The following is an 18,827-nucleotide window of genomic DNA, read 5'->3' as shown; positions in this document are numbered from 1 at the left end:
ATCAGGAACGGGGAATGTAGGCCACGCTCTGGTCTTCGCGTCCGTGGAATACCTGCTCGCCACGGGTGGGGGTGGTGATGATGACCTGGTGGTCCGTTTTCAGGTAGTCGAGCGGCATTGCATCACCGTTGCGGTACTGCGCAACGACAATCGTGCGTTGCGGATCCCAGTGTTCGCCACTGGTACGTTCAAGCCAGGTCATTAATGCTGCGGTATCGCCACTGCGCGGAAAGTCCTGGGTTTCTGCCACGTAATAGAACGGCGCGCCGCCGGTTTGCAGGTACATCGGGACTTTGTTGTCCACCTCGACCATAACCATGCGCCACTGATTCAGCGGTGCCTGTTCGCTGGCCTGCTGGCGAACCTGCTCGCCGAAACGGATGACGCCACCGCCGCTGTTGGTCCACGGGTAGAGCACACCCAGTATTGCGACCAGCAGCGCCGTGGCAACAGCAAAGCCGATTTTCAGCCCACGGCCTTCACTGTTGCGTTCGGCCAGGCGCCGGGTGACCCACCAGGCGCCAAGCAGTTGCGCGAACGGCACCAGCGGCAAGACGTAATAACTGCGACGACTGCCGCTGGCGGTGAAAAACAGCATCAACAACGCAAGCCCCTGGATCAGCCAGCGGGTATCCGGTTCGATGTGCTTCCAGTTTCGCGCGGCGACCCACAGTGCGATCAGCCAGCACGGAGCCCAGGGCAGGGTGTAGACCGGCAGGTAGATCAGGTAGGTGTAAATCGGCCCGAACTGGTCGAACGGCTGGAAAAACCGCACGACGTTCTCGCGCAACACCAGCCCCAGACCGCTTTGCTCGTAGGTGGGCGCGCCGTAGAAGTGCGACAGCACGAACGGCGTCATGTAAAACGCCCCGGCGATCACCAGCGCCGCGAGCAACCGCAGATTGAGGTGGCGTTTCCAGCGATGCTCACTGAGCAGGTGCGGCAGCAGCACCAGGCCCGGCAGAATGAAGCCGATCAAGCCCTTGAACAGCGAGGTCAGCGACAGCAAGCCGAAGAACACCACGTAGCGCCAGAATCGGCTGTCATCCGGCCCGCGCCAGTACCACCAGACCGCGGCGAGCACACCGCACACCGTGAGAATGTCGGCGGTGGCGACCCGCGCCCAGAACACGAAGTAGAAGGTGGTCGCCAGCATCCAGCCAGCGATCAGCCCGGTGCCTTTGCGAAACAGCTGTTCACCGAGCAGGTACACCAGCCACACGCTGAACCACGCGGAAATGACCGAAGACAAGCGCAACGACCAGTGCCCCAGGCCGCCGGTGAACCATGAGGTGGCGGTGATCAGCCAGTACGACAGCAGCGGCTTGTCGTAATACGGACTGCCCTTGAGGTACGGGTCGAAATAGTCGCCACTTTGCAGCATCTGCAGGGCGATGTTGGCCCAGCGGGTTTCAGCGCCCCAGAGTTCGCGACTGCCCAGGCCGAGCAGCAACAGCAAGGCAGTCGCCGCCAGCAGGAGCAGCAACGGCCCCCGTTCAGACTTGGTCTGGATCATGGCTGGCTCTGGTTAAAAATAAGGATTTCCAGTTGGCCACGACGGTAATGCTTACCGTCGATGGGCAGCAGTTCGAGTTGCTGAGCGTCCGAAGTGCTGTTGACCCGCATCACCACGCCGACCGAGCCTTTTTTGCGGGCGTCGGCCATCCACTGCGCAACACCGTCCAGACTGACCTTGCGCGAGGCCATGGCCGGATCATCGAGGCCGTACTTGAGCTCGCCAACGGTGTTGAACAGATCCACCTGCGGGCGTCCCAGGCGCCACGACAAGGCCGACGCAGCACCCAGATCGTTACTCAGCAACGAGGTGGTTGCGCTCAGTTCCTGCTGGTGTTCGGCAATGAACTGATCCGGCATCTTGCTGTTGACGACGGTCGCCGGCATGGCGGCCGGCAACAGCGCGACGAGCAGGCCGATGCCCAGCGCCGGCATGGCCCACAGCGCCAGTGGCCGCAAGGTTTGCAGCGAGCCGGCAATCAGCCAGCCGAGCAGCACGATGTAAGCCAGCGACAGGCTGAACATTTCGGTGTGTTCGTATACTTCGCGGGTTGCTTGCAAATAGATCAGCGCAATCAGTGCAGCAACAGCCAGCACCACGTTGACCGCGCCGTTGGTGCGCAAGACGCGAGCGTCCTGGCGATCGAGCCAGCCCATCAGTGTGTGGCCCATCAACAAGGCCAATGGCAGCAGACACGGCATGATGTAGGTCGGCAGTTTGCCGCTGCTGGCGCTGAAAAATGCCAGCGGCAGCACGAACCACAAGGCCAGGAAGCCGATTTTCGGGTCGCGCTTTTCGCGCCAGGCGCGCAGCAGTGTCGACGGCAACAGCAGTGCCCACGGCAAGGTGGAGGCAAACAGCAGCGGCAGGTAGAACCACCATGGGCGTGCATGCTGGGCGTCTTCACCGGCGGCAAAGCGGCGGATGTGTTCGTGCCAGAAGAAGAAACGCCAGAAGTCCGGTTCACGGGCGTGCACGGCCAGTGCCCAGGGGACGCTGACCAGAGCGGCCACCACAACAGCGACCAGGCCATAACGCACCAACTCGCCGAAACGCCGTTGCCAGATCATGTAGGGCAGGGCGATCAGCACCGGCAGCATCAGGGCGAGGAAACCTTTGGTCATCAAGCCCATGCCACAAGCCAATCCCAACAATGCCCAGCCGCCAATCCGCGCGCGCGGGGTGTTGCTGTCGATGGCAAACCAGATCGCCACCAGACTGAGGTTGACCCACAAAGTGAACTGCGGATCGAGGTTGGCATAACCGGCTTGCCCTGCGATCAGGCCAAAGCTCATATAAAGGAGGGCGCAGGCGGCGCTGAGGCGCGGGTTGTTCCACAGGCGTCGGGCCAGCAGATAGGCCAGCCACACGCTCACGCCGGTGCTGAGCGCCGAGGCGATGCGCACGCCGAACAGGTTTTCACCGAAGATGGCCTGGCCGATGGCGATCATCCAGTAGCCGGCAATCGGTTTTTCAAAGTAGCGAATGCCCATGAAGTGCGGCGCCACCCAGTTGCCGCTCTGCAGCATTTCCTGGCTGATCTGGCCATAACGGGTTTCATCGGGAATCCACAAGCCGTGGGTCATCAATGGCAGCAGATAAAACACCACGAAGGCCAGCACCAGCCCGGGGATCGCAAAACGCTCGATCAGGGTGCTCTGGTGGAGGCGCGGCAAATTCAACGCTGCATGGTGCAGCGGCTTGTTAATAGACGTCATGACTGGACCTTGGTGCAGTACAAAGTGTGCGTTTCAGTGACGGCCTGGCGATGTCCGTTGCAGGCGCGGCACTGGGTTGAATGAATGCAGAGGCGAGCACGCCCGGTGGCGTGTCCTGTATTCAGAGAACGGGTTTGCTTCCAGCTTTAAGTTCTCCTTGCGAAGACAAGCTCGAAAATGAAATATTTCCAGTTTTCGAAACTAAAAAACATTTCTTATTACAAATGAGCAAATGCCAAGGCTCCAAATAGAGCCTTGCTTGCGAAATACCGGAAAGTTACGCAAAAAAAGCCCGCTGATTATTTGTTCAATTGTGGCCAGCCGTCCGGGTTCATGATGCCAATGACGTTGAGTTGACCCTTGGGATCAATTTGCACCAGCACTGCGCTGCCATATTCCGCAGCGACGGCACGGGGGTAGCCGGTCTGTTTTTCAAAGTCGCTGATGCAACCGCTGTGGGTCACCAGGATCATGTTTTGCCCGGGCGTCTTGTGCGCCACGACGTCATTGCGCAAGGTCGGGCCGCACACTTCCAGCCATTCCTGGGCTACGGCGTCGTGGCCGAACATGTAATGGGCGGTCTGCAGGGTGCGCGTCAGCGGGCTGCTGAAGACCTGGGTGTTCTGCAGCCCCAGTTGCGTGAAGGCCCGGCCGATGCCGGTTGCAGCAGTGCTGCCGATCTGGGTGATACCGTCTGCCGGCCCCAGGCACGTATTGGTCGAACGGTCGCAACGTTCGGTATGGCGCACCAGCGCGACCACCTCGCCGGCCTGCCAGGCTTTCACCCATTCCTGAGTGGCCGAGGCGCTGGCATAACGCAGGTTGGCGGGCGAGCGTTGCATCCAGGCGAAGCCGCAAATCAGTGCACTCAGCAGCAAGCCGACAGCGATCACCGCCCAGGTGCGCGGGCGAGACAGATCCCATCGTTTGGATGCCGATTGTATTTGTACTAATTCAACCACGACGTTGCCTCTTGTCATTCCCGAGTTCCATTCAGTTCACACGTAAAGTGCAACGTAAGCCCCAGGAGGAAGTTACTTTACGGAGATTTACTTGAATGGCTGCTGAACACTACGTCCACAGTCGTGGCAGAGCAGTGAAGAACATGTGAAAAATTTGCGAGGGCCACGGAGTTTTAACTAAAACGACTATTTGATAAATAAACTCAAATACTCATTTTGTTTATCGGTGCTACTTAACAACAGCGACGCTGGAGGCGAAGCTGCGCCCTTTGAGCAACGGCATCGTGCGCAAGCTGGCGTGTTGTTCTGATATCAGTACTGGAGTCATTGAAGCGGATGGACCTCAAGCAAAGCCTCGCCAACCGGATTGTGATCGTGTTCGCCTTGATGAGCGCTCTGGTTGCCGGTGTGTTCGCCATGGGCATTGTCGCCACCGTACATGTGGTTGAACACAAGCTGACCATGACGGCCCTGAGCGGCGGTTTACGCCGGTTGCTGGCGATGGACGACATCAACCAATGGCGGCATGAGCCGGAAAAGAGCGAATTGTTTTTTTTCGAGGACGGCCCCGGTCCCATGGCGCTGACGGAACCCCTGGCCAGTCTGCCCCTGGGATTCCAGGAAATCAGCTTCAACGGTGATGACTTCTACGCCATGGTCGACGCTGTCGGCGGTCGCAAATACGTGCTGCTGCGCAATCAGGAAAGCTTCGAGCAACGTGAGCACCTGTTGTTCGTCGTGGTGATCGTCGGTTTCATCCTCAGCGTCATGCTGGCCGTCGCCCTCGGCAGGCTGTTGGCGCGCCAGGTCATGGCGCCGGTGATTCGCCTGGCGCGTCAGGTTCGTCATCGCGATCAGTTGATCTCGATGGCCCCGGCACTGCAGCCCGACTACGCCGATGACGAGGTCGGGGCGCTGGCACTGTCCTTCGATCAGACTCTGGGCCGGTTGAGAGCCACCCTGAATCGGGAAAAGCTCTTCACCAGTGACGTGAGCCATGAACTGCGCACGCCGTTGATGGTGCTGGCCAGCTCCTGCGAGCTGTTGTTGGCCAATCCGTCGCTTGAACCACGTTCCACCGAGCAAGTCAGGCGCATAGCCCGGGCCAGCAGTGAAATGCGACAACTGGTCGAGACCTTTTTGATGCTCGCGCGCAAACCCGAAGAACTCGGAACTGCCGCCACGTGCACGCTCAAGGAAATCGCCGATGCCCAGGTGGAAGTCTGGGGACGATTGATCGGTGAAAAAGGCCTGGAGTTTGTCTATGAGCCGAAGCTGGCCGGTAACGGGCGCTATGACCTGACGCTCCTGCAGTCGGTGATGGGCAATCTGTTGCGCAATGCCTGGCATTACACCGATCAGGGTTTTGTGCGATTGACCCTGCTCAATGACAGCTTCGTCGTCGAAGACAGTGGCATCGGTATCCCCGAAGAGAAACGCCATGCCATGTTTCAACCGTTCGTGCGCGGTGATGAGCAGCGCGGTGAAGGCCTTGGGTTGGGGCTGTCCCTGGTGCAGCGAATCTGCAGCCATCAACAGTGGCAGGTGCAACTGGTGACCCGCGAGCCTAATGGCTGCCGCTTCACAGTCACGCTATCGCCGGCGATTCAAGAGACTGGCGGGCAGGCGCGGGAGTTGCCCGCCGCCTGACTGATCAAGGCCGCCAGGCGTCTGACATTGTTCTGCTGCGCGACCACCAGATCGTCAATCCCCGGACCTGACGGCGTTTGCAACGTGGAGCGACACGTCAGCAGGCTGTTGTCCGCCGCACCGCTGGGGCGCAGGCGCCATTTGACGTCGATCAGCCCGTACTGGCCAGGGATTGAATCGAACCGCTGCACGTCGATGCGCACCGAGACATTACCGTGACTGCCGGTATTGCTCAGTTGATCGCTGAGCGCGCTGCGCAACTCATCCGCCAGACTCGCGCCCCACCATTGGGTTTCCAGAATCGCCAGGCCGCTGTTGCCCTGGCGGATGACGATTTGCGGCCGGTCGACCTGCGGCGGCACCGTGATTCCCTCGATGGGGATCTGCGCGCCGGCCCGGGTGTTGGGCAATTGCACCGGGGTCAGGGTGTGAAAACTGATGGGGTCGCTGCGACACGCGCCGAGTAGCAGGCACGCGGCGAGCACGGTGATCTTCAACGGTGCAGCCATGGTCTGACTCCTGTGCTCAATTGCGCGGTGGCCCTTTCAGATCCAGCGGTGCGGCGTTGTCGGGACGACCACGGATCAACGATTCCGGATGCCGGCCGAGATAGTCCGACAGCTCCCGCAGCGAGCGCGACATGCGCCCGAGTTCATCGAGGGTTTCGGTGAGTTTTTCACGCTGTGGCGAATCTTCGGCCAAAGTCGAACTGGCGGACTGCAAGGTTTTGCTCACGTCGGCCAGGGTGTTCTGCACGCCCGGCAGGGTTTTTGCGTTGAACTGCGTCAGGCTTTTGCGCAGCTCGACCAGATTGCTGTCGAGGTTACCGGCAATGCGTTCAACCGGCAGTTTGTTGAGCTTGTCGACCATCGCTTCGAGCTTTTCCTGCAGTTGTTCGAGACTGCCGGGAACGGTCGGCAAAACGACCGGGCGAGCGCTCGGATCGAACGCGACTTTCTCCGCTTTCGGGAAGAAGTCCAGCGCGATGTACAACTGGCCGGTCAGCAGGTTGCCACTGCGGGCCTGGGCGCGCAGGCCATTATCGACGAAGGTGCCCAGCAGACGGATGCCGGCGGCTTCGTCGTTGGGGTCGTGCTTGAATTCGCTGAGCATCTTTTTATAGGCCTGACCGAGACGCTGCGGATAAATGACGATGCCGACGTTGAGGGGGAACGTGCGTTTTTTCGCATCGAAATCCAGGTTGATGCCCACGACTCGGCCGATTTCCATACCGAGGAACTCAACCGGCGCATCGACCTTGAGTCCGCGCAACGACTGGTCGAAACGCAACACCATGTATTGCGCCTTGCCGTTCGGCGGGGCGAGGGCGGTCTGCTGGTCGGCGAACAGTTCGAAATCCCTGTCATCGGTGGCGGCCACATCGTTGGGGCTGTAATCCGGGGCACGGAAGGCAATACCGCCCACCAGCAGGGTCGACAGCGATTCGGTCTTCACGGCGAAGCCGTTGGCACCGACATTGATGTCGATGCCGCTGGCATTCCAGAAGCGCGTGTTTTCGGTGACGAACGCGTCGTTCGGCGAGTGAATGAACACTTCGATATCGACCCCTTTGCCTTCGGGGTTGAGGGCGTAGGTGACCACTTGGCCGACCGGAATCTTGCGGTAGTAAACCGGAGAGCCGATGTCCAGCGAACCGAGGTCCGGTGCATGCAGCATGAAGCGCTTGCCGGGTTCGCCATAGGTGATCGGCGGCGGATTCTCCAGACCTTTGAAGTGCTTTGAATGGCTATTGGACTGGCCGATGTCGGCACCGATGTAGTCACCGGAAAGCAGGGTGTCGATGCCTGAAACACCGCCGGCGCCAATGCGTGGGCGCACCACCCAGAACTGTGAATCTTCGCGAGTGAAAGTTTGCGCCTGTTTGGCCAATTTGATGGTGGCGTCGACGCTTTTCTGGTCGCCACTCAACTCGACGTCCGTCACCTGACCGATGACCACGTTGCGGTATTTGACCTCGGTCTTGTTGGCCGTCAGGCCGCTGCCGGTCTTGAAGTTGACGATGATCGTCGGGCCTTCCTGCATCAGGTTGTGCACCACCAACGAAATGCCCACCAACACTGCTACGATCGGGACGATCCACACCAGCGAGATGCTGAAGCGGCGGGTTTTGATCGGGGCCTGGCCCGGTGCTCGCGGCTCATCGACGGCTGACGACTTCATCCAGGTCCTCCTTGGTTTATTGGGCACACTGAGCGTCAGGAACGCAAAAGCACTTCATCAATATAGAAGTGCTTGGCGATAGAGCAAATGTGTATAGCTCGCGAGCTGCGGAACAGCGTGAGGGGGCAGTGACTTGTGGCGAGGGAGCGAGCTCCCTCGCCACCAGGACGATATTGCGTCAGCCGAGGATTTCCCGCAGGCGATACCAGAACATACCCAGTGCCAGCAGCGGCGAACGCAGGGCCGGGCCGCCGGGGAACGTCATATGTGGCACGCCGCTGAACACGTCCATGCCCTGGCTGTGCCCGGCATGAATGGCTTCGCCGAGCAGCTTCGCGCACCAGTGCGTCACGTTCAGGCCATGCCCGGAATAACCTTGGGCATAGAACACGTTTGGATGCTGTTTGAGCCGGCCGACCTGCGGGAAGCGGTTGGCGGTGATGCCGATCTTGCCGCCCCACTGGTAGTCGATGCGCAAGTCCGCCAGTTGCGGGAAGACCTTGAGCATTTTCGGTCGCATATACGCGGCGATGTCCGCCGGATCGCGTCCGGAATAATGACAGGCGCCGCCGAACAGCAAGCGCCGATCAGCCGAGAGCCGATAGTAATCAAGACCGACTTTCTGGTCGCACAGCGCGAGGTTATGCGGAATCAGTTGCCGCGCACGTGCTTCGGACAGCGGTTCAGTGGCGATGATGTAGCTGCCGGCGGGCAGCACTTTACCGCTGAGTTGCTGTTCGAGGTCGTCCAGGTGCGCGTTGCAACCGAGCACCAGACTGCCGGCGCGCACGCTGCCGCCCGCGCAGCGCACTTGCACGGTTTGGCCGTGGATGATTTCCAGCACCGGGCTCTGCTCGAAGATGCGCACGCCGAGTGAAGCCGCCAGGCGGGCCTCGCCCTGGACCAGATCCAGCGGATGCAAGTGACCCGAGCCCATGTCGACCAGACCACCGGCATACCCATCGGCATTGACCACCTGCTGACGGATCTGCTCGGGGCCAACCAGGCGGGTTTCGTGGGCATAGCCAAGTTCGGCCAGATCGACTTGCTCTTGCTGGAAGGCTGCGAACTGCGCGGGCGTGTTGGCCAGCTCGCAGAAGCCCCAACGCAGGTCGCATTCGATAACGTTATCGGCGATGCGCTGGCGCACCAGCTCCACCGAGTCGATCCCGGCACGGTGCAAATAGCGCACGCCCTCCTGACCGACATATTTTGCGAAGCCGTCCACTGCATGGCCGATGCCGCGGATCAACTGGCCGCCATTGCGCCCGCTGGCCCCCCAACCGATCCGCCGGGCTTCGATCAACACCACCGACAGCCCGCGCTGAGCCAGTTCAATGGCGGTGTTGACCCCGGTGAAGCCGCCGCCGATCACGCAGACATCGGCACTCACATCGCCGTCCAGCCTGAGGTAAGGCGTGCTCGCCCGAGCCGATGCAGCGTAATAGGAGCGCGCGTGTTCTTCGGTGTACTGATTCATTTGTTCGACTTCACTTTGCTCCAGGAGCGGGTCATCAAACGCATGATGGCCTGGGGCGGGGTAGAGGAGATGTAGAGCTTGTCGAGCACCGCTTGCGACGGATAAACCTCAGGGTTATTGACCAGCTCCTGATCCATGTACTGCTTGGCGGCCGGGTTCGGGTTGGCGTAACCGACCGAGGCGCTGACCTTGGCGATCACTTGTGGATCGAGCAGGTAATTAATGAAGGCGTGGGCCTCTTTGGCATTGCTCGCGTCGGAGGGAATGGCCAGCAAGTCGAACCAGAGGTTGGCACCTTCTTTCGGGATCGCGTAGGCGATATTCACGCCGTTCCTGGCTTCCTTGGCGCGGTTGGCGGCCTGGAACACGTCGCCGGAATAACCGAACGCCACACAGATATCGCCGTTGGCCAGGTCGGACACGTATTTGGAGGAGTGGAAATAGGTGATGTACGGGCGAATGCTCAGCAGTTTGGCTTCGGCCTTTTTATAGTCTTCCGGGTTTTCGCTGCGCGGGTCCAGGCCCATGTAGTTAAGGATCGCCGGGAACACTTCATCGGCGGAATCCATCATCGACACGCCACACTGGGTCAGTTTCTTCAGGTTTTCCGGCTCGAACAGCACGGCCCAGGAATCAATGTGGTCGATGCCCAGCACCTCCTTGACCTTGTCGACGTTGTAGCCGATGCCGTTGGTGCCCCACAGGTACGGCACCGAGTGCGCGTTACCCGGATCGTTTTTTTCCAGCAGTGCCAGCAGTTTCGGGTCGAGGTTCTTCCAGTTCGGCAACTGCGAGCGATCCAGTTTGAGGAAGGCGCCGGCCTTCACCTGACGCGCGAGGAAGTGATTGGACGGCACCACCACGTCGTAGCCGGTACGGCCGGCGAGGAGCTTGCCTTCCAGGGTTTCGTTGGAGTCGAAAACGTCGTAGATCACCTTGATGCCAGTCTTGGCCTGGAAGTCGGCGAGGGTGGTTTCACCGATGTAATCGGTCCAGTTGTAGACGCTGACCTGGGGCTGGGCCAGTGCGGCGGCGCTGCACAACAACGCCAGTGCAGCGGGGACCATGGATTTCAACAGACGCATATCGACACCTCTTTGAATTATTGGATTTTTCAGGCGTTTCACTCTTCCTGTGGGAGCGGGTGTGTCCGCGATGAGAACGGCAGCCTCGACCTCATTTTTGAATGTGCCGCCGCCATCGCGGGCAGCCAGCTCCCACAAGGATTTGTGCAGATCTGGTTTAAACGCTCAGCATCAGGAACTCACGCTCCCACGAGCTGATCACGCGCTTGAAGTTTTCATGCTCGGCGCGCTTCACCGCGACGTAGCCGCGCACGAATTTGTCGCCCAGGTATTGCGCAACGGTTTCGCACTCTTCCATTTGCGTCAGCGCGTCTTCGATGGTGATTGGCAGGCGCAGGTTGCGGCGTTCGTAAGCGCGCCCTTGTACCGCAGCGCTCGGCTCGATGCCTTCGACCATGCCGATGTAACCGCAGAGCAGGCTCGCGGCAATCGCCAGATACGGGTTGGCATCAGCGCCCGGCAAGCGGTTTTCCACGCGCATCGCTTCAGGGCTGGAGGTCGGCACACGCAGGCCGACGGTACGGTTTTCTTCACCCCATTCAACGTTGACCGGCGCCGAGGTGTCCGGCAGGAAGCGGCGGAACGAATTGACGTTTGGCGCGAACATCGGCAGCACTTTCGGGATGTACTTCTGCAGACCACCGATGTAGTGCAAGAACAGCTCGCTCATCTGCCCGTCGGCGTTGGCGAACACCGGTTTGCCGGTGGCGATGTCCACCACGCTCTGGTGAATGTGCATGGCGCTGCCCGGCTCGTCGCCGATCGGCTTGGCCATGAATGTGGCGGCGACGTTGTGCTTGAGCGCGGCCTCACGCATGGTGCGTTTGAACACGGTGATCTGGTCGGCCAGGTCCAGGGCGTCGCCATGACGGAAGTTGATTTCCATCTGCGCCGGGCCGTCTTCGTGGATCAGCGTGTCGAGGTCCAGGCCTTGCAGTTCGCACCAGTCGTAGACGTCTTCGAACAACGGGTCGAATTCGTTGGCGGCGTCGATCGAGAACGACTGCCGGCCACTTTCCGCACGGCCCGAGCGCCCCAGCGGCGCCTTGAGCGGCAAGTCCGGGTCTTCGCAACGCTGGGTCAGGTAGAACTCCATTTCCGGGGCAACAATCGGCTTCCAGCCTTTGTCGGTGTAGAGCTGCAGAACTTTCTTCAAGACGTTGCGCGGCGACAGTTCGATCGGGTTGCCGAACTTGTCGAAGGTGTCATGGATGACGATTGCGGTCGGCTCAATCGCCCATGGAATCACGTAGACCGCATCGGCGACGGGCTTGCAGACCATGTCGATATCGGCCGGATCGAGCAGGTCGTAGTAGATGTCGTCGTCGACAAAATCCCCGGTTACCGTTTGCAGCAGCACACTTTCCGGCAGGCGCATGCCTCGCTCATGCAGGAACTTGTTGGTCGGTGCGATCTTGCCGCGGGCAATGCCGGTCAGGTCGCTGACCACACATTCGACTTCGGTAATCTTGTGATCTTTCAGCCACGTGAACAGCTGATCGAAAGGGGCATTCATAAAGACCTCGTTATTGGTTTTATAGACGCCGGGGAGGGCGGGTTTCATCTTCCGCCCCTTCCCCTGTGGCGCGTTGACGACTATCTTGGGCGAGCCTTGCAGTTCCATCTATCCACTTTAAGCAGCACCAAAGCGCACCAAAAGAGTGCGCAAGGTCACCTCATGACAACGTGCAATCCGCTCCAGGTTCAAGCGTTCAACACCGCCGATGTAGCCGAACAAATCCGTGCCACACCGGGCTGGGTTCAGCATTACCAACAGATGTCGCCAGGCCATTTCGCCGGGCAGATCCGCTACCTGGATCTGCAAGGTGTGGAGGTCTACGAAGAACAGATGAACACCCGCGTCGAGCAGAATTTCAGTGCGCCGTCGGGGGCCCTGGCGTTCTGTTTCGATCGCAGCGACAACGCGCTGTATCTGCTCAATGAAGAGAGCCGCAACATCTGGATCACCCCGGAGAACTACCAGGAAATCGCGGTGGTGTTCGGCCCGGAATTCGTCCGCCAGCACGGCCTGGACGTGACGAAACTCGAAGGTTTGTTCATGGCGCCGCTCAACTGTGGGCAGAACGCTTTGTTCAGTCGCTGGTTAAGCTCGATTCTCACGAAGTTGACACAAGTTATTGATTCGCCTAGCAAAGAGTCGCTGACTCAGCAGTTGCTCGAGGATTGCCTGTTTATTCTCGACAACGCTCAGGTGTGCCTGGATCGCGGAGGATTGCAGCGGCGTACCGAAGAGCGAACCATCATGAAACGCGTTGGCGACTGGGCCGCCGATTCACCGGAAGAGACGGTGAATCTACTGGAGCTGGCAAACGTTGCGGGCGTTTCACTGCGCCAGTTGCAGCAAGCATTCAAGGCTTACACCGGGATGACGCCGAGCCATTGGCTGCGCCTGCGCCGGCTGAACAGTGCTCGCCGCGAACTGCTCAAGCGCCGGCCAACGGAAACCACGGTGGCCGAGGTGGCGATGCAGTGGTCGTTCTGGCATTTGGGGCGCTTTTCCAGCAGCTATCGCGCTCTGTTCAACGAACTTCCCAGCGAAACCCTCAAGCGTGCCCACCGATAAACAGCCTTGTCATTTCGCCGGAAGTTGGGGTGGGAACAGGGTTTGCAGGACCGCGCCGTGCGCTGGGTCCCATACCCATGGGGTGATACTTAAGAAATCACTTTAAGTGTTGTTCAATTCCTTTTATATCAATGAGTTATCAGATGTTTGTGATGTTGATTGGATCATTTGAGCCGTAGCGGCGGGGCATCCAGCGTTCTGCTGGCCGATGCAATGGTGTGTCGGCTTCAAGCATTGAGGCTATCGAGATCGAGCCTCGGTAAACGCCCACTGTCCGCCAGCAGACCAGCGCTGCGAGCAAAGCCCCACTCGAGATCCTGCAATCCAACATTCATAAAAACTTAACGAAATTGCTGCAGTGTTAAGGGGCCCCTATAAGGAGTTTCCTTGATGAAACGTTTGATCAAGTCTGCTGCGTTCGTTGTGACTGCATCTCTGTTGGCTACCTCGATGTCCTTCGCGGCGGAAAACGTCCGTCTGACAGGCTCCGGCGCCAGTTTTCCGGCTCCGATCTACCTCACCTGGTTCAAGGATTTCAGCAAGAAGTCCGAAGGTGTCACTGTGGATTACCAATCCAAGGGCAGTGGCGCCGGCGTACAGGACTTCTTGAACAAGACCGTTGATTTCGCCGCCAGCGACTCGGCTATGAAAGATGAAGACATTGCCAAGGTGGCCGAAGGCGTGCAGTTGCTGCCGATGACCGCGGGTGAAATCGTGCTGGCGTATAACCTGCCGGGCAATCCCAAGGGTCTGAAACTGCCACGTGACGTCTACTCCAATATCTTTTTGGGCAAGATCACGCGCTGGAACGATCCGCAGATCGCCGCAGCGAACCCGGGCCTGAAACTGGCCGATACGCCGATCACGGTTGTGGTGCGCGCTGACTCCAGCGGTACGACTGCGGTGTTCACCAAACACTTGGCGGCGATCAATCCCGAGTTCAAGCAGGCGCTGGGTGAGGGCAACACGGTCAACTGGCCGGCCAGCGACAAATTCATCAAATCGCCGAAGAATGACGGTGTGACCGCGACCGTGCGCCAGACCCCGGGGGCCATTGGCTACATCGAATACGGCTTCGCCAAACTCGCCAAGGTTGATTTTGCGCAGTTGCAGAACAAGGCCGGTCAGTACGTCGTACCGAACGCGGAAAGCGGTGCCGAGGCACTGGCTGCGGTGAAAATGCCCGAAAGCCTGGTGGCCTGGCTGCCTGATCCTGACGGCGCCAAATCCTACCCGATCACGTCCTACACCTGGATGATCTTCCGCAAGGACAACGGCAATCCGGCCAAGGCCAAAGCCATGCGCGAGATGGTCGAGTACAGCTTGACCGAAGGGCAGAAGATCGCCGACTCGATGGGTTATATCCCTTTGCCGCAATCGGTCGTCGATCAGGTTCGTAAAGCGTCTGCCAACATCCAGTAAGCGCTCGTGAGGTCTCTCTCGGCGTGGGCTTTGCGCCTGGCCGGGAGAGTTTTCCCCCATTGCGGAATCAGCCAATGAACCCACCTTTTGTCGTACCGGTCAATCCGGCTTCCGCGTGCCAACCACCGTCCGCCAAGGACTTTCTGGTCGACCGCATCTTCCGTGCGCTTGCGCAAATAGGCGTGGTGCTGATTCTGGCGTTGGTCTTTGCGCTTATCTTTGAAGTAGGGCGCAAGGCCATTCCCGGCATGGAGAAGCACGGTCTGGATGTGTTGTTGGGGTCCGTCTGGGATGTCAATCAAGGCAAGTACGGCATTCTGCCGGCGATTTGGGGCACGCTCTACAGCGCTTTCATCGCGCTGCTGATCGCCGGTTTTTTCGGCGTCAGCATGGCGATTTTTCTGACCCAGGATTTCCTTCCCGCGCAACTCGCCGCGGTGTTTCGCACCATTGTTGAATTACTCGCTGCCATCCCGAGTGTGGTGTATGGCCTGTGGGGGATCTACGTGGTGATTCCGGCGATTCGGCCGCTGGCGGAGTCGCTGAACAGCGAACTCAGCTGGATACCCTTTTTTGGCACATCGTTGAGCGGGCCTGGGCTGCTGCCGGCGGCGCTGGTGCTGGCGATCATGATTCTGCCGACCATTGCTGCCGTCTCGCAGGACGCCCTCACCGGCGTCCCGATGAAAACCAAGCAGGCCGCCTATGGCATGGGAACCACCCACTGGGAAGCGATTCTCAAGGTCATGGTGCCGTCGGCCGCTACCGGTATCTTCGGTTCCCTGGTGTTGGGGCTGGGCCGCGCGCTCGGTGAAACCATGGCGCTGGCCATGCTGGTGGGCAACGCGAACAACATCTCGCTTTCGCTCTTTGCCCCGGCCAATACCCTGGCCGCCTTGCTGGCATTGAACTTCCCCGAGGCAGGGCCGAACGAGATCGAAGTATTGATGTACGCCGCTCTGGTCCTGATGTTTATCACGCTGCTGGTGAACATCATCGGTTCCATGATCATGGTCTATGCCCAACGGGGTACTAAATAATGACGGACATCACGCCCTCAGCCGCTGCATTTCCAAGCCTGCAGCGCAAGTTCGAAGGTCGCGCGCTGCGCAGCCTGGTGTTGACCACACTGGTCTGGGCTGGCGCTCTGTTAGCCAGCGTGCCGTTGATTTCCGTGCTCTACATGCTGATCACACGTGGAGGCGCACGCCTGAACCTGGAAGTGTTCACCGAGTTGCCGCCAACTGGTTTCGAAACCGGTGGTGGCTTCGGCAACGCGATGGCGGGCACGTTCCTTATGGTCGGTATCGCCGCAGCGATCGCGGTGCCGGTCGGTATCATGGCGGCCATCTTTCTGGCTGAACTGGGCCCTGACAGCAAGCTGGCAAACGCCGCGCGCTTTGCCGCCAAGATGCTCACGGGGCTGCCCTCCATTCTGGCCGGGGTGTTCGCCTACGCGCTGGTCGTGATGACCACCGGCACCTACTCGGCACCTGCCGGGGGCGTGGCACTGGCGGTGCTGATGTTGCCCATCGTCGTGCTGACGGCTGAAGAGTCGATGCGCATGGTGCCGAAAATCATGAAGGATGCCGCCTACGGCATGGGCTGCACCCGCTCGCAGGTCATCTGGAAAATCGTCTTGCCCACCGGCATGCCGGCGATCCTCACCGGGGTCATGCTGGCCGTGGCCCGCGCGGCGGGCGAAACCGCGCCCTTGTTGTTCACGGCGCTGTTCAGCAACTACTGGATCTACCACGACGGCAACCTGGCGGTCATGAATCCGACGGCCTCGCTCGCCGTGCTGATTTACAACTTCTCCGGCATGCCCTTCGACAACCAGCTCGAACTGGCATGGGCGGCTTCGCTGGTGCTGGTGATGATCGTACTGGTCGTCAATATCGTCAGCCGTATTTTCGGCAAGCCCAAGTACTGAGAACGGAGCACCTGAATCTTGAACGCATCAAATCTGCAAATCGCGGCTCCGTTTGTCACTCAGGCGCCAGTGGTCATGGACTGCAAGCTGGACAAGATTTTCTACGGTAACTTCCTGGCCGTGCGTGACAGCCATGTCCCGATCGAAAAAAACAAGATCACCGGTTTCATCGGGCCGTCGGGTTGCGGCAAAAGCACCGTGCTGCGCAGCCTCAATCGGATGAACGATCTGGTCAAAGGTTTTCGCTTTGAAGGGCACGTGCATTTCCTCGGGCAAGACGTTTATGGAAAGGGCGTCGATCCAGTGGTCGTGCGTCGTTATATCGGCATGGTGTTTCAACAGCCGAACCCGTTCTCGATGAGCATTTTCGACAATGTTGCATTCGGCCTGCGCCTCAATCGCTACAAGGGCGATCTGGGCGACCGCGTGAAACACGCCTTGCAGGGCGCCGCGCTGTGGGATGAGGTCAAGGACAAGCTCAAGGTCAGCGGCCTGTCGCTGTCCGGCGGCCAGCAGCAACGGCTGTGCATCGCCCGCGCCATCGCCACCGAACCGGAAGTGTTGTTGCTCGACGAACCGTGCTCGGCGCTTGACCCGATCGCGACCCGACGGGTCGAGGAATTGATGATCGAGTTGAAGAAGGACTACACCATCGCCCTGGTGACCCACAACATGCAGCAGGCCATCCGCGTCGCCGACACCACGGCCTTTTTCTCGGTGGATATTTCCCAGGGGACGCGCACCGGCTATCTGGTCGAGATGGGCCCGACCACGCAAATTTTCGATAGCCCGCGGGAGAAAATGACCGAGGACTACATCAGCGGCAAGTTCAGCTAGACCAACGATCTCCCTGCACAGACCGCATCCGCCGGCGGGCAGAGTGTCCGCGCGGTGGTTCGGTCGTTTGACCTTTTTGTTCAGCGTTTCTCAGGATTGCCAATGTCTGCAACGCCTCGTCTTGATTTGCCAGCGATTGAACGGGTACTGCGAGAGGTGCAGGGCCGTTTTGCCGAGCTCAGCAGGCACTTTACCGAGCCGCGCGATCCCTTCACCGACGAAGTGCTACACAATGTGCTTGAAGGCTATGCGCTGATTGACGACTATGTGGCTCGCGGTGTCGACCTGTTCGACCTTCAGCAACTGAACCTGATGCTGGAGATCAATGCCACCGTCCTTTGTGGCCGGGACCCGGTACGCCGACTGGAGTACGCCCAACATCTGGCGGCTACCGAAGCGCACTTCTTCAACAACGTTGAGGGCGGCATCAAGGACTTGTTCAATTGGTACTGCGCCTATCGCAGTGAATCCGTCTGGAAGCGTGCGGCCGGTGTCTATGTGCGCATCCTCAGCAAGCCGCAATTGTTTATCGAGGGCAATAACCGTAGTGGTTCGCTCATCGTCAGCTATTTGCTCATGCGGGCGGGGTTACCCCCGTTCGTGCTGACGCTGGAAAACGCCGAGGGTTACTTCAATCCGTCCTCGGTCATCCGCAACTCCGCCAAGCATGGGATCAAGGCGTTGTATGAATTGCCGAAAATCAAGAAAAAGTATGCAGCCTTCCTCGAAGGTCAGGCGCCTGAGTCGATGAACTTTCTACTCAAGAACAAGGCCTTGCCCGTCTTTCAGGGTGGGCAGTGATGAACGGTCAGCCACTCTCCGCCAGGTACCGGGCTTCCGCCAGCCGGGTCTGGCAGGCCATCGCCGGCGCGATGCCGATGCACCTGTTCAGCCGCCCGCGCATCCGGGTTTCGTTCGATATCGACGACACGCTGGCCTGCCAGCTCCATCACTGCGCAGTCGAGCACAGCTGGTTGCCGGCCTGTGTGCACCGTTGGCTGGGCGAACCGCTGCGAACCGGCACGCGCTCATTGACCCGCGAGTTGCGCCGCCAGGGCTGCAGTATCTGGGTTTATACGTCGTCCGGGCGGACACCGGCCTATATCAGGCGTTGGCTGTTGCTGTATGGCATCCGCGTCGACGGGGTCGTCAACAGTGTGCTGCATAACCAGGCGTTGACGACCAAGGGGCTGTCAAACGGTCCGTCGAAATTTCCCCCGGCCTTCGATATCGACTTGCACGTCGATGACTCCGAGGGCGTGCGCACGGAAGGCCATGCTCACGGTTTTCGCGTGGTTGTCGTGCACCCGGAGGATGAGCACTGGGCACAGCGAGTGCTGGAGGCCGTCGCTGATGTGCAGGCACTGCTCACCCGGCAACAACAGGTCAGGCGCAAGAGCCCCGTGCGGCAATGTTCAGAGGCCGTGTCCTGATTTTTCAGTGCCTGCAAAAACGCCGC

Annotated in this window: 16 protein-coding genes; 8 read left to right on the top strand and 8 right to left on the bottom strand. The window is 59.7% G+C overall.

Annotation, left to right across the window (positions count from 1 at the left end):
- Nucleotide 1: 1 nt before the first annotated feature.
- The 3 genes from HV782_RS15435 to pmrG all read right to left on the bottom strand — a co-directional run bounded on the left by HV782_RS15435 (nt 2) and on the right by pmrG (nt 4,076).
- The gene (locus tag HV782_RS15435; RefSeq protein WP_186745398.1) at nt 2–1,516 is read right to left on the bottom strand and encodes an ArnT family glycosyltransferase; all 1,515 of its coding nucleotides are present in this window, start codon (nt 1,514–1,516) and stop codon (nt 2–4) included.
- On the bottom strand, nt 1,513–3,234 hold the full coding sequence (gene arnT, locus HV782_RS15430) for a lipid IV(A) 4-amino-4-deoxy-L-arabinosyltransferase (protein WP_128615394.1): 1,722 nt from the start codon (nt 3,232–3,234) through the stop codon (nt 1,513–1,515). Before arnT ends, HV782_RS15435 begins: the two co-directional genes overlap by 4 nt.
- 299 nt (nt 3,235–3,533) lie before the next feature.
- Nucleotides 3,534–4,076 (bottom strand): lipopolysaccharide core heptose(II)-phosphate phosphatase PmrG, encoded by a 543-nt coding sequence (pmrG, locus tag HV782_RS15425; RefSeq protein ID WP_367616124.1) that lies wholly within the window; start codon nt 4,074–4,076, stop codon nt 3,534–3,536.
- 456 nt (nt 4,077–4,532) lie between these two features.
- Between pmrG and HV782_RS15420 the strand changes: the two genes are divergently transcribed.
- On the top strand, nt 4,533–5,846 hold the full coding sequence (locus HV782_RS15420) for a sensor histidine kinase (RefSeq protein WP_128615392.1): 1,314 nt from the start codon (nt 4,533–4,535) through the stop codon (nt 5,844–5,846).
- Here HV782_RS15420 and HV782_RS15415 read toward each other — a convergent pair.
- The 5 genes from HV782_RS15415 to HV782_RS15395 form a co-directional block, all read right to left on the bottom strand.
- A complete protein-coding gene (locus HV782_RS15415) occupies nt 5,804–6,355 on the bottom strand; it encodes a PqiC family protein (RefSeq protein WP_123468836.1) in 552 nt (183 codons plus the stop codon). The two genes, HV782_RS15420 and HV782_RS15415, sit on opposite strands and share 43 nt — an antisense overlap.
- A 16-nt stretch (nt 6,356–6,371) precedes the next feature.
- Entirely contained in the window at nt 6,372–8,027 is a 1,656-nt protein-coding gene (locus HV782_RS15410; RefSeq protein WP_128615391.1) for a PqiB family protein, read from the bottom strand.
- 178 nt (nt 8,028–8,205) lie between these two features.
- Nucleotides 8,206–9,507: an NAD(P)/FAD-dependent oxidoreductase gene (locus HV782_RS15405; RefSeq protein WP_186745395.1), complete on the bottom strand. Its 1,302-nt coding sequence runs from the start codon at nt 9,505–9,507 to the stop codon at nt 8,206–8,208.
- A complete protein-coding gene (locus HV782_RS15400; protein ID WP_128615389.1) occupies nt 9,504–10,592 on the bottom strand; it encodes a polyamine ABC transporter substrate-binding protein in 1,089 nt (362 codons plus the stop codon). Before HV782_RS15400 ends, HV782_RS15405 begins: the two co-directional genes overlap by 4 nt.
- Before the next feature lie 157 nt (nt 10,593–10,749).
- On the bottom strand, nt 10,750–12,108 hold the full coding sequence (locus tag HV782_RS15395; RefSeq protein ID WP_123468828.1) for a glutamine synthetase family protein: 1,359 nt from the start codon (nt 12,106–12,108) through the stop codon (nt 10,750–10,752).
- Nucleotides 12,109–12,270: 162 nt separating this feature from the next.
- Here HV782_RS15395 and HV782_RS15390 point away from each other — a divergent pair, with 162 nt between their 5' ends.
- The 7 genes from HV782_RS15390 (at nt 12,271) to HV782_RS15360 (ending at nt 18,801) form a co-directional block, all read left to right on the top strand.
- Nucleotides 12,271–13,176, top strand: coding sequence for a helix-turn-helix domain-containing protein (locus HV782_RS15390; protein WP_128615388.1), 906 nt, complete (start codon nt 12,271–12,273; stop codon nt 13,174–13,176).
- A 390-nt stretch (nt 13,177–13,566) separates the two neighbouring features.
- Nucleotides 13,567–14,598, top strand: a complete 1,032-nt coding sequence (gene pstS, locus HV782_RS15385) for a phosphate ABC transporter substrate-binding protein PstS (protein ID WP_128615387.1) — start codon at nt 13,567–13,569, stop codon at nt 14,596–14,598.
- Nucleotides 14,599–14,672: 74 nt separating this feature from the next.
- Complete coding sequence (pstC, locus tag HV782_RS15380; protein WP_123468822.1) at nt 14,673–15,638, top strand: phosphate ABC transporter permease subunit PstC; 966 nt, start codon at nt 14,673–14,675, stop codon at nt 15,636–15,638.
- Nucleotides 15,638–16,531 carry a phosphate ABC transporter permease PstA gene (pstA, locus tag HV782_RS15375; RefSeq protein ID WP_186745393.1) on the top strand — a complete coding sequence of 298 codons (894 nt, stop codon included), beginning with the start codon at nt 15,638–15,640 and terminating at the stop codon, nt 16,529–16,531. The genes pstC and pstA overlap by 1 nt, the downstream gene beginning before the upstream one ends.
- Nucleotides 16,532–16,606: 75 nt before the next feature.
- Entirely contained in the window at nt 16,607–17,368 is a 762-nt protein-coding gene (pstB, locus tag HV782_RS15370) for a phosphate ABC transporter ATP-binding protein PstB (RefSeq protein WP_217890363.1), read from the top strand.
- 102 nt (nt 17,369–17,470) lie between these two features.
- Complete coding sequence (locus HV782_RS15365; protein ID WP_123468816.1) at nt 17,471–18,169, top strand: hypothetical protein; 699 nt, start codon at nt 17,471–17,473, stop codon at nt 18,167–18,169.
- A 71-nt stretch (nt 18,170–18,240) separates the two neighbouring features.
- Nucleotides 18,241–18,801, top strand: coding sequence for a hypothetical protein (locus HV782_RS15360; RefSeq protein ID WP_186745457.1), 561 nt, complete (start codon nt 18,241–18,243; stop codon nt 18,799–18,801).
- The last annotated feature ends 26 nt before the right edge of the window (nt 18,802–18,827 follow it).

Source organism: Pseudomonas monsensis (genome assembly GCF_014268495.2).
GTDB lineage: Bacteria > Pseudomonadota > Gammaproteobacteria > Pseudomonadales > Pseudomonadaceae > Aquipseudomonas > Aquipseudomonas monsensis.
Note: the sequence above shows the minus strand (reverse complement) of the source record. Positions and strands in the feature narration are given on the sequence as shown.

Excerpts from the sequence above, each read along its gene's own strand:
- HV782_RS15435 (WP_186745398.1), bottom strand. The coding sequence starts at position 1,516 with ATGATCCAGACCAAGTCTGAACGGGGGCCGTTGCTGCTCCTGCTGGCG.
- arnT (WP_128615394.1), bottom strand. The coding sequence starts at position 3,234 with ATGACGTCTATTAACAAGCCGCTGCACCATGCAGCGTTGAATTTGCCG.
- pmrG (WP_367616124.1), bottom strand. The coding sequence starts at position 4,076 with ATGCAACGCTCGCCCGCCAACCTGCGTTATGCCAGCGCCTCGGCCACT.
- HV782_RS15420 (WP_128615392.1), top strand. The coding sequence starts at position 4,533 with ATGGACCTCAAGCAAAGCCTCGCCAACCGGATTGTGATCGTGTTCGCC.
- HV782_RS15415 (WP_123468836.1), bottom strand. The coding sequence starts at position 6,355 with ATGGCTGCACCGTTGAAGATCACCGTGCTCGCCGCGTGCCTGCTACTC.
- HV782_RS15410 (WP_128615391.1), bottom strand. The coding sequence starts at position 8,027 with ATGAAGTCGTCAGCCGTCGATGAGCCGCGAGCACCGGGCCAGGCCCCG.
- HV782_RS15405 (WP_186745395.1), bottom strand. The coding sequence starts at position 9,507 with ATGAATCAGTACACCGAAGAACACGCGCGCTCCTATTACGCTGCATCG.
- HV782_RS15400 (WP_128615389.1), bottom strand. The coding sequence starts at position 10,592 with ATGCGTCTGTTGAAATCCATGGTCCCCGCTGCACTGGCGTTGTTGTGC.
- HV782_RS15395 (WP_123468828.1), bottom strand. The coding sequence starts at position 12,108 with ATGAATGCCCCTTTCGATCAGCTGTTCACGTGGCTGAAAGATCACAAG.
- HV782_RS15390 (WP_128615388.1), top strand. The coding sequence starts at position 12,271 with ATGACAACGTGCAATCCGCTCCAGGTTCAAGCGTTCAACACCGCCGAT.
- pstS (WP_128615387.1), top strand. The coding sequence starts at position 13,567 with ATGAAACGTTTGATCAAGTCTGCTGCGTTCGTTGTGACTGCATCTCTG.
- pstC (WP_123468822.1), top strand. The coding sequence starts at position 14,673 with ATGAACCCACCTTTTGTCGTACCGGTCAATCCGGCTTCCGCGTGCCAA.
- pstA (WP_186745393.1), top strand. The coding sequence starts at position 15,638 with ATGACGGACATCACGCCCTCAGCCGCTGCATTTCCAAGCCTGCAGCGC.
- pstB (WP_217890363.1), top strand. The coding sequence starts at position 16,607 with ATGGACTGCAAGCTGGACAAGATTTTCTACGGTAACTTCCTGGCCGTG.
- HV782_RS15365 (WP_123468816.1), top strand. The coding sequence starts at position 17,471 with ATGTCTGCAACGCCTCGTCTTGATTTGCCAGCGATTGAACGGGTACTG.
- HV782_RS15360 (WP_186745457.1), top strand. The coding sequence starts at position 18,241 with ATGCCGATGCACCTGTTCAGCCGCCCGCGCATCCGGGTTTCGTTCGAT.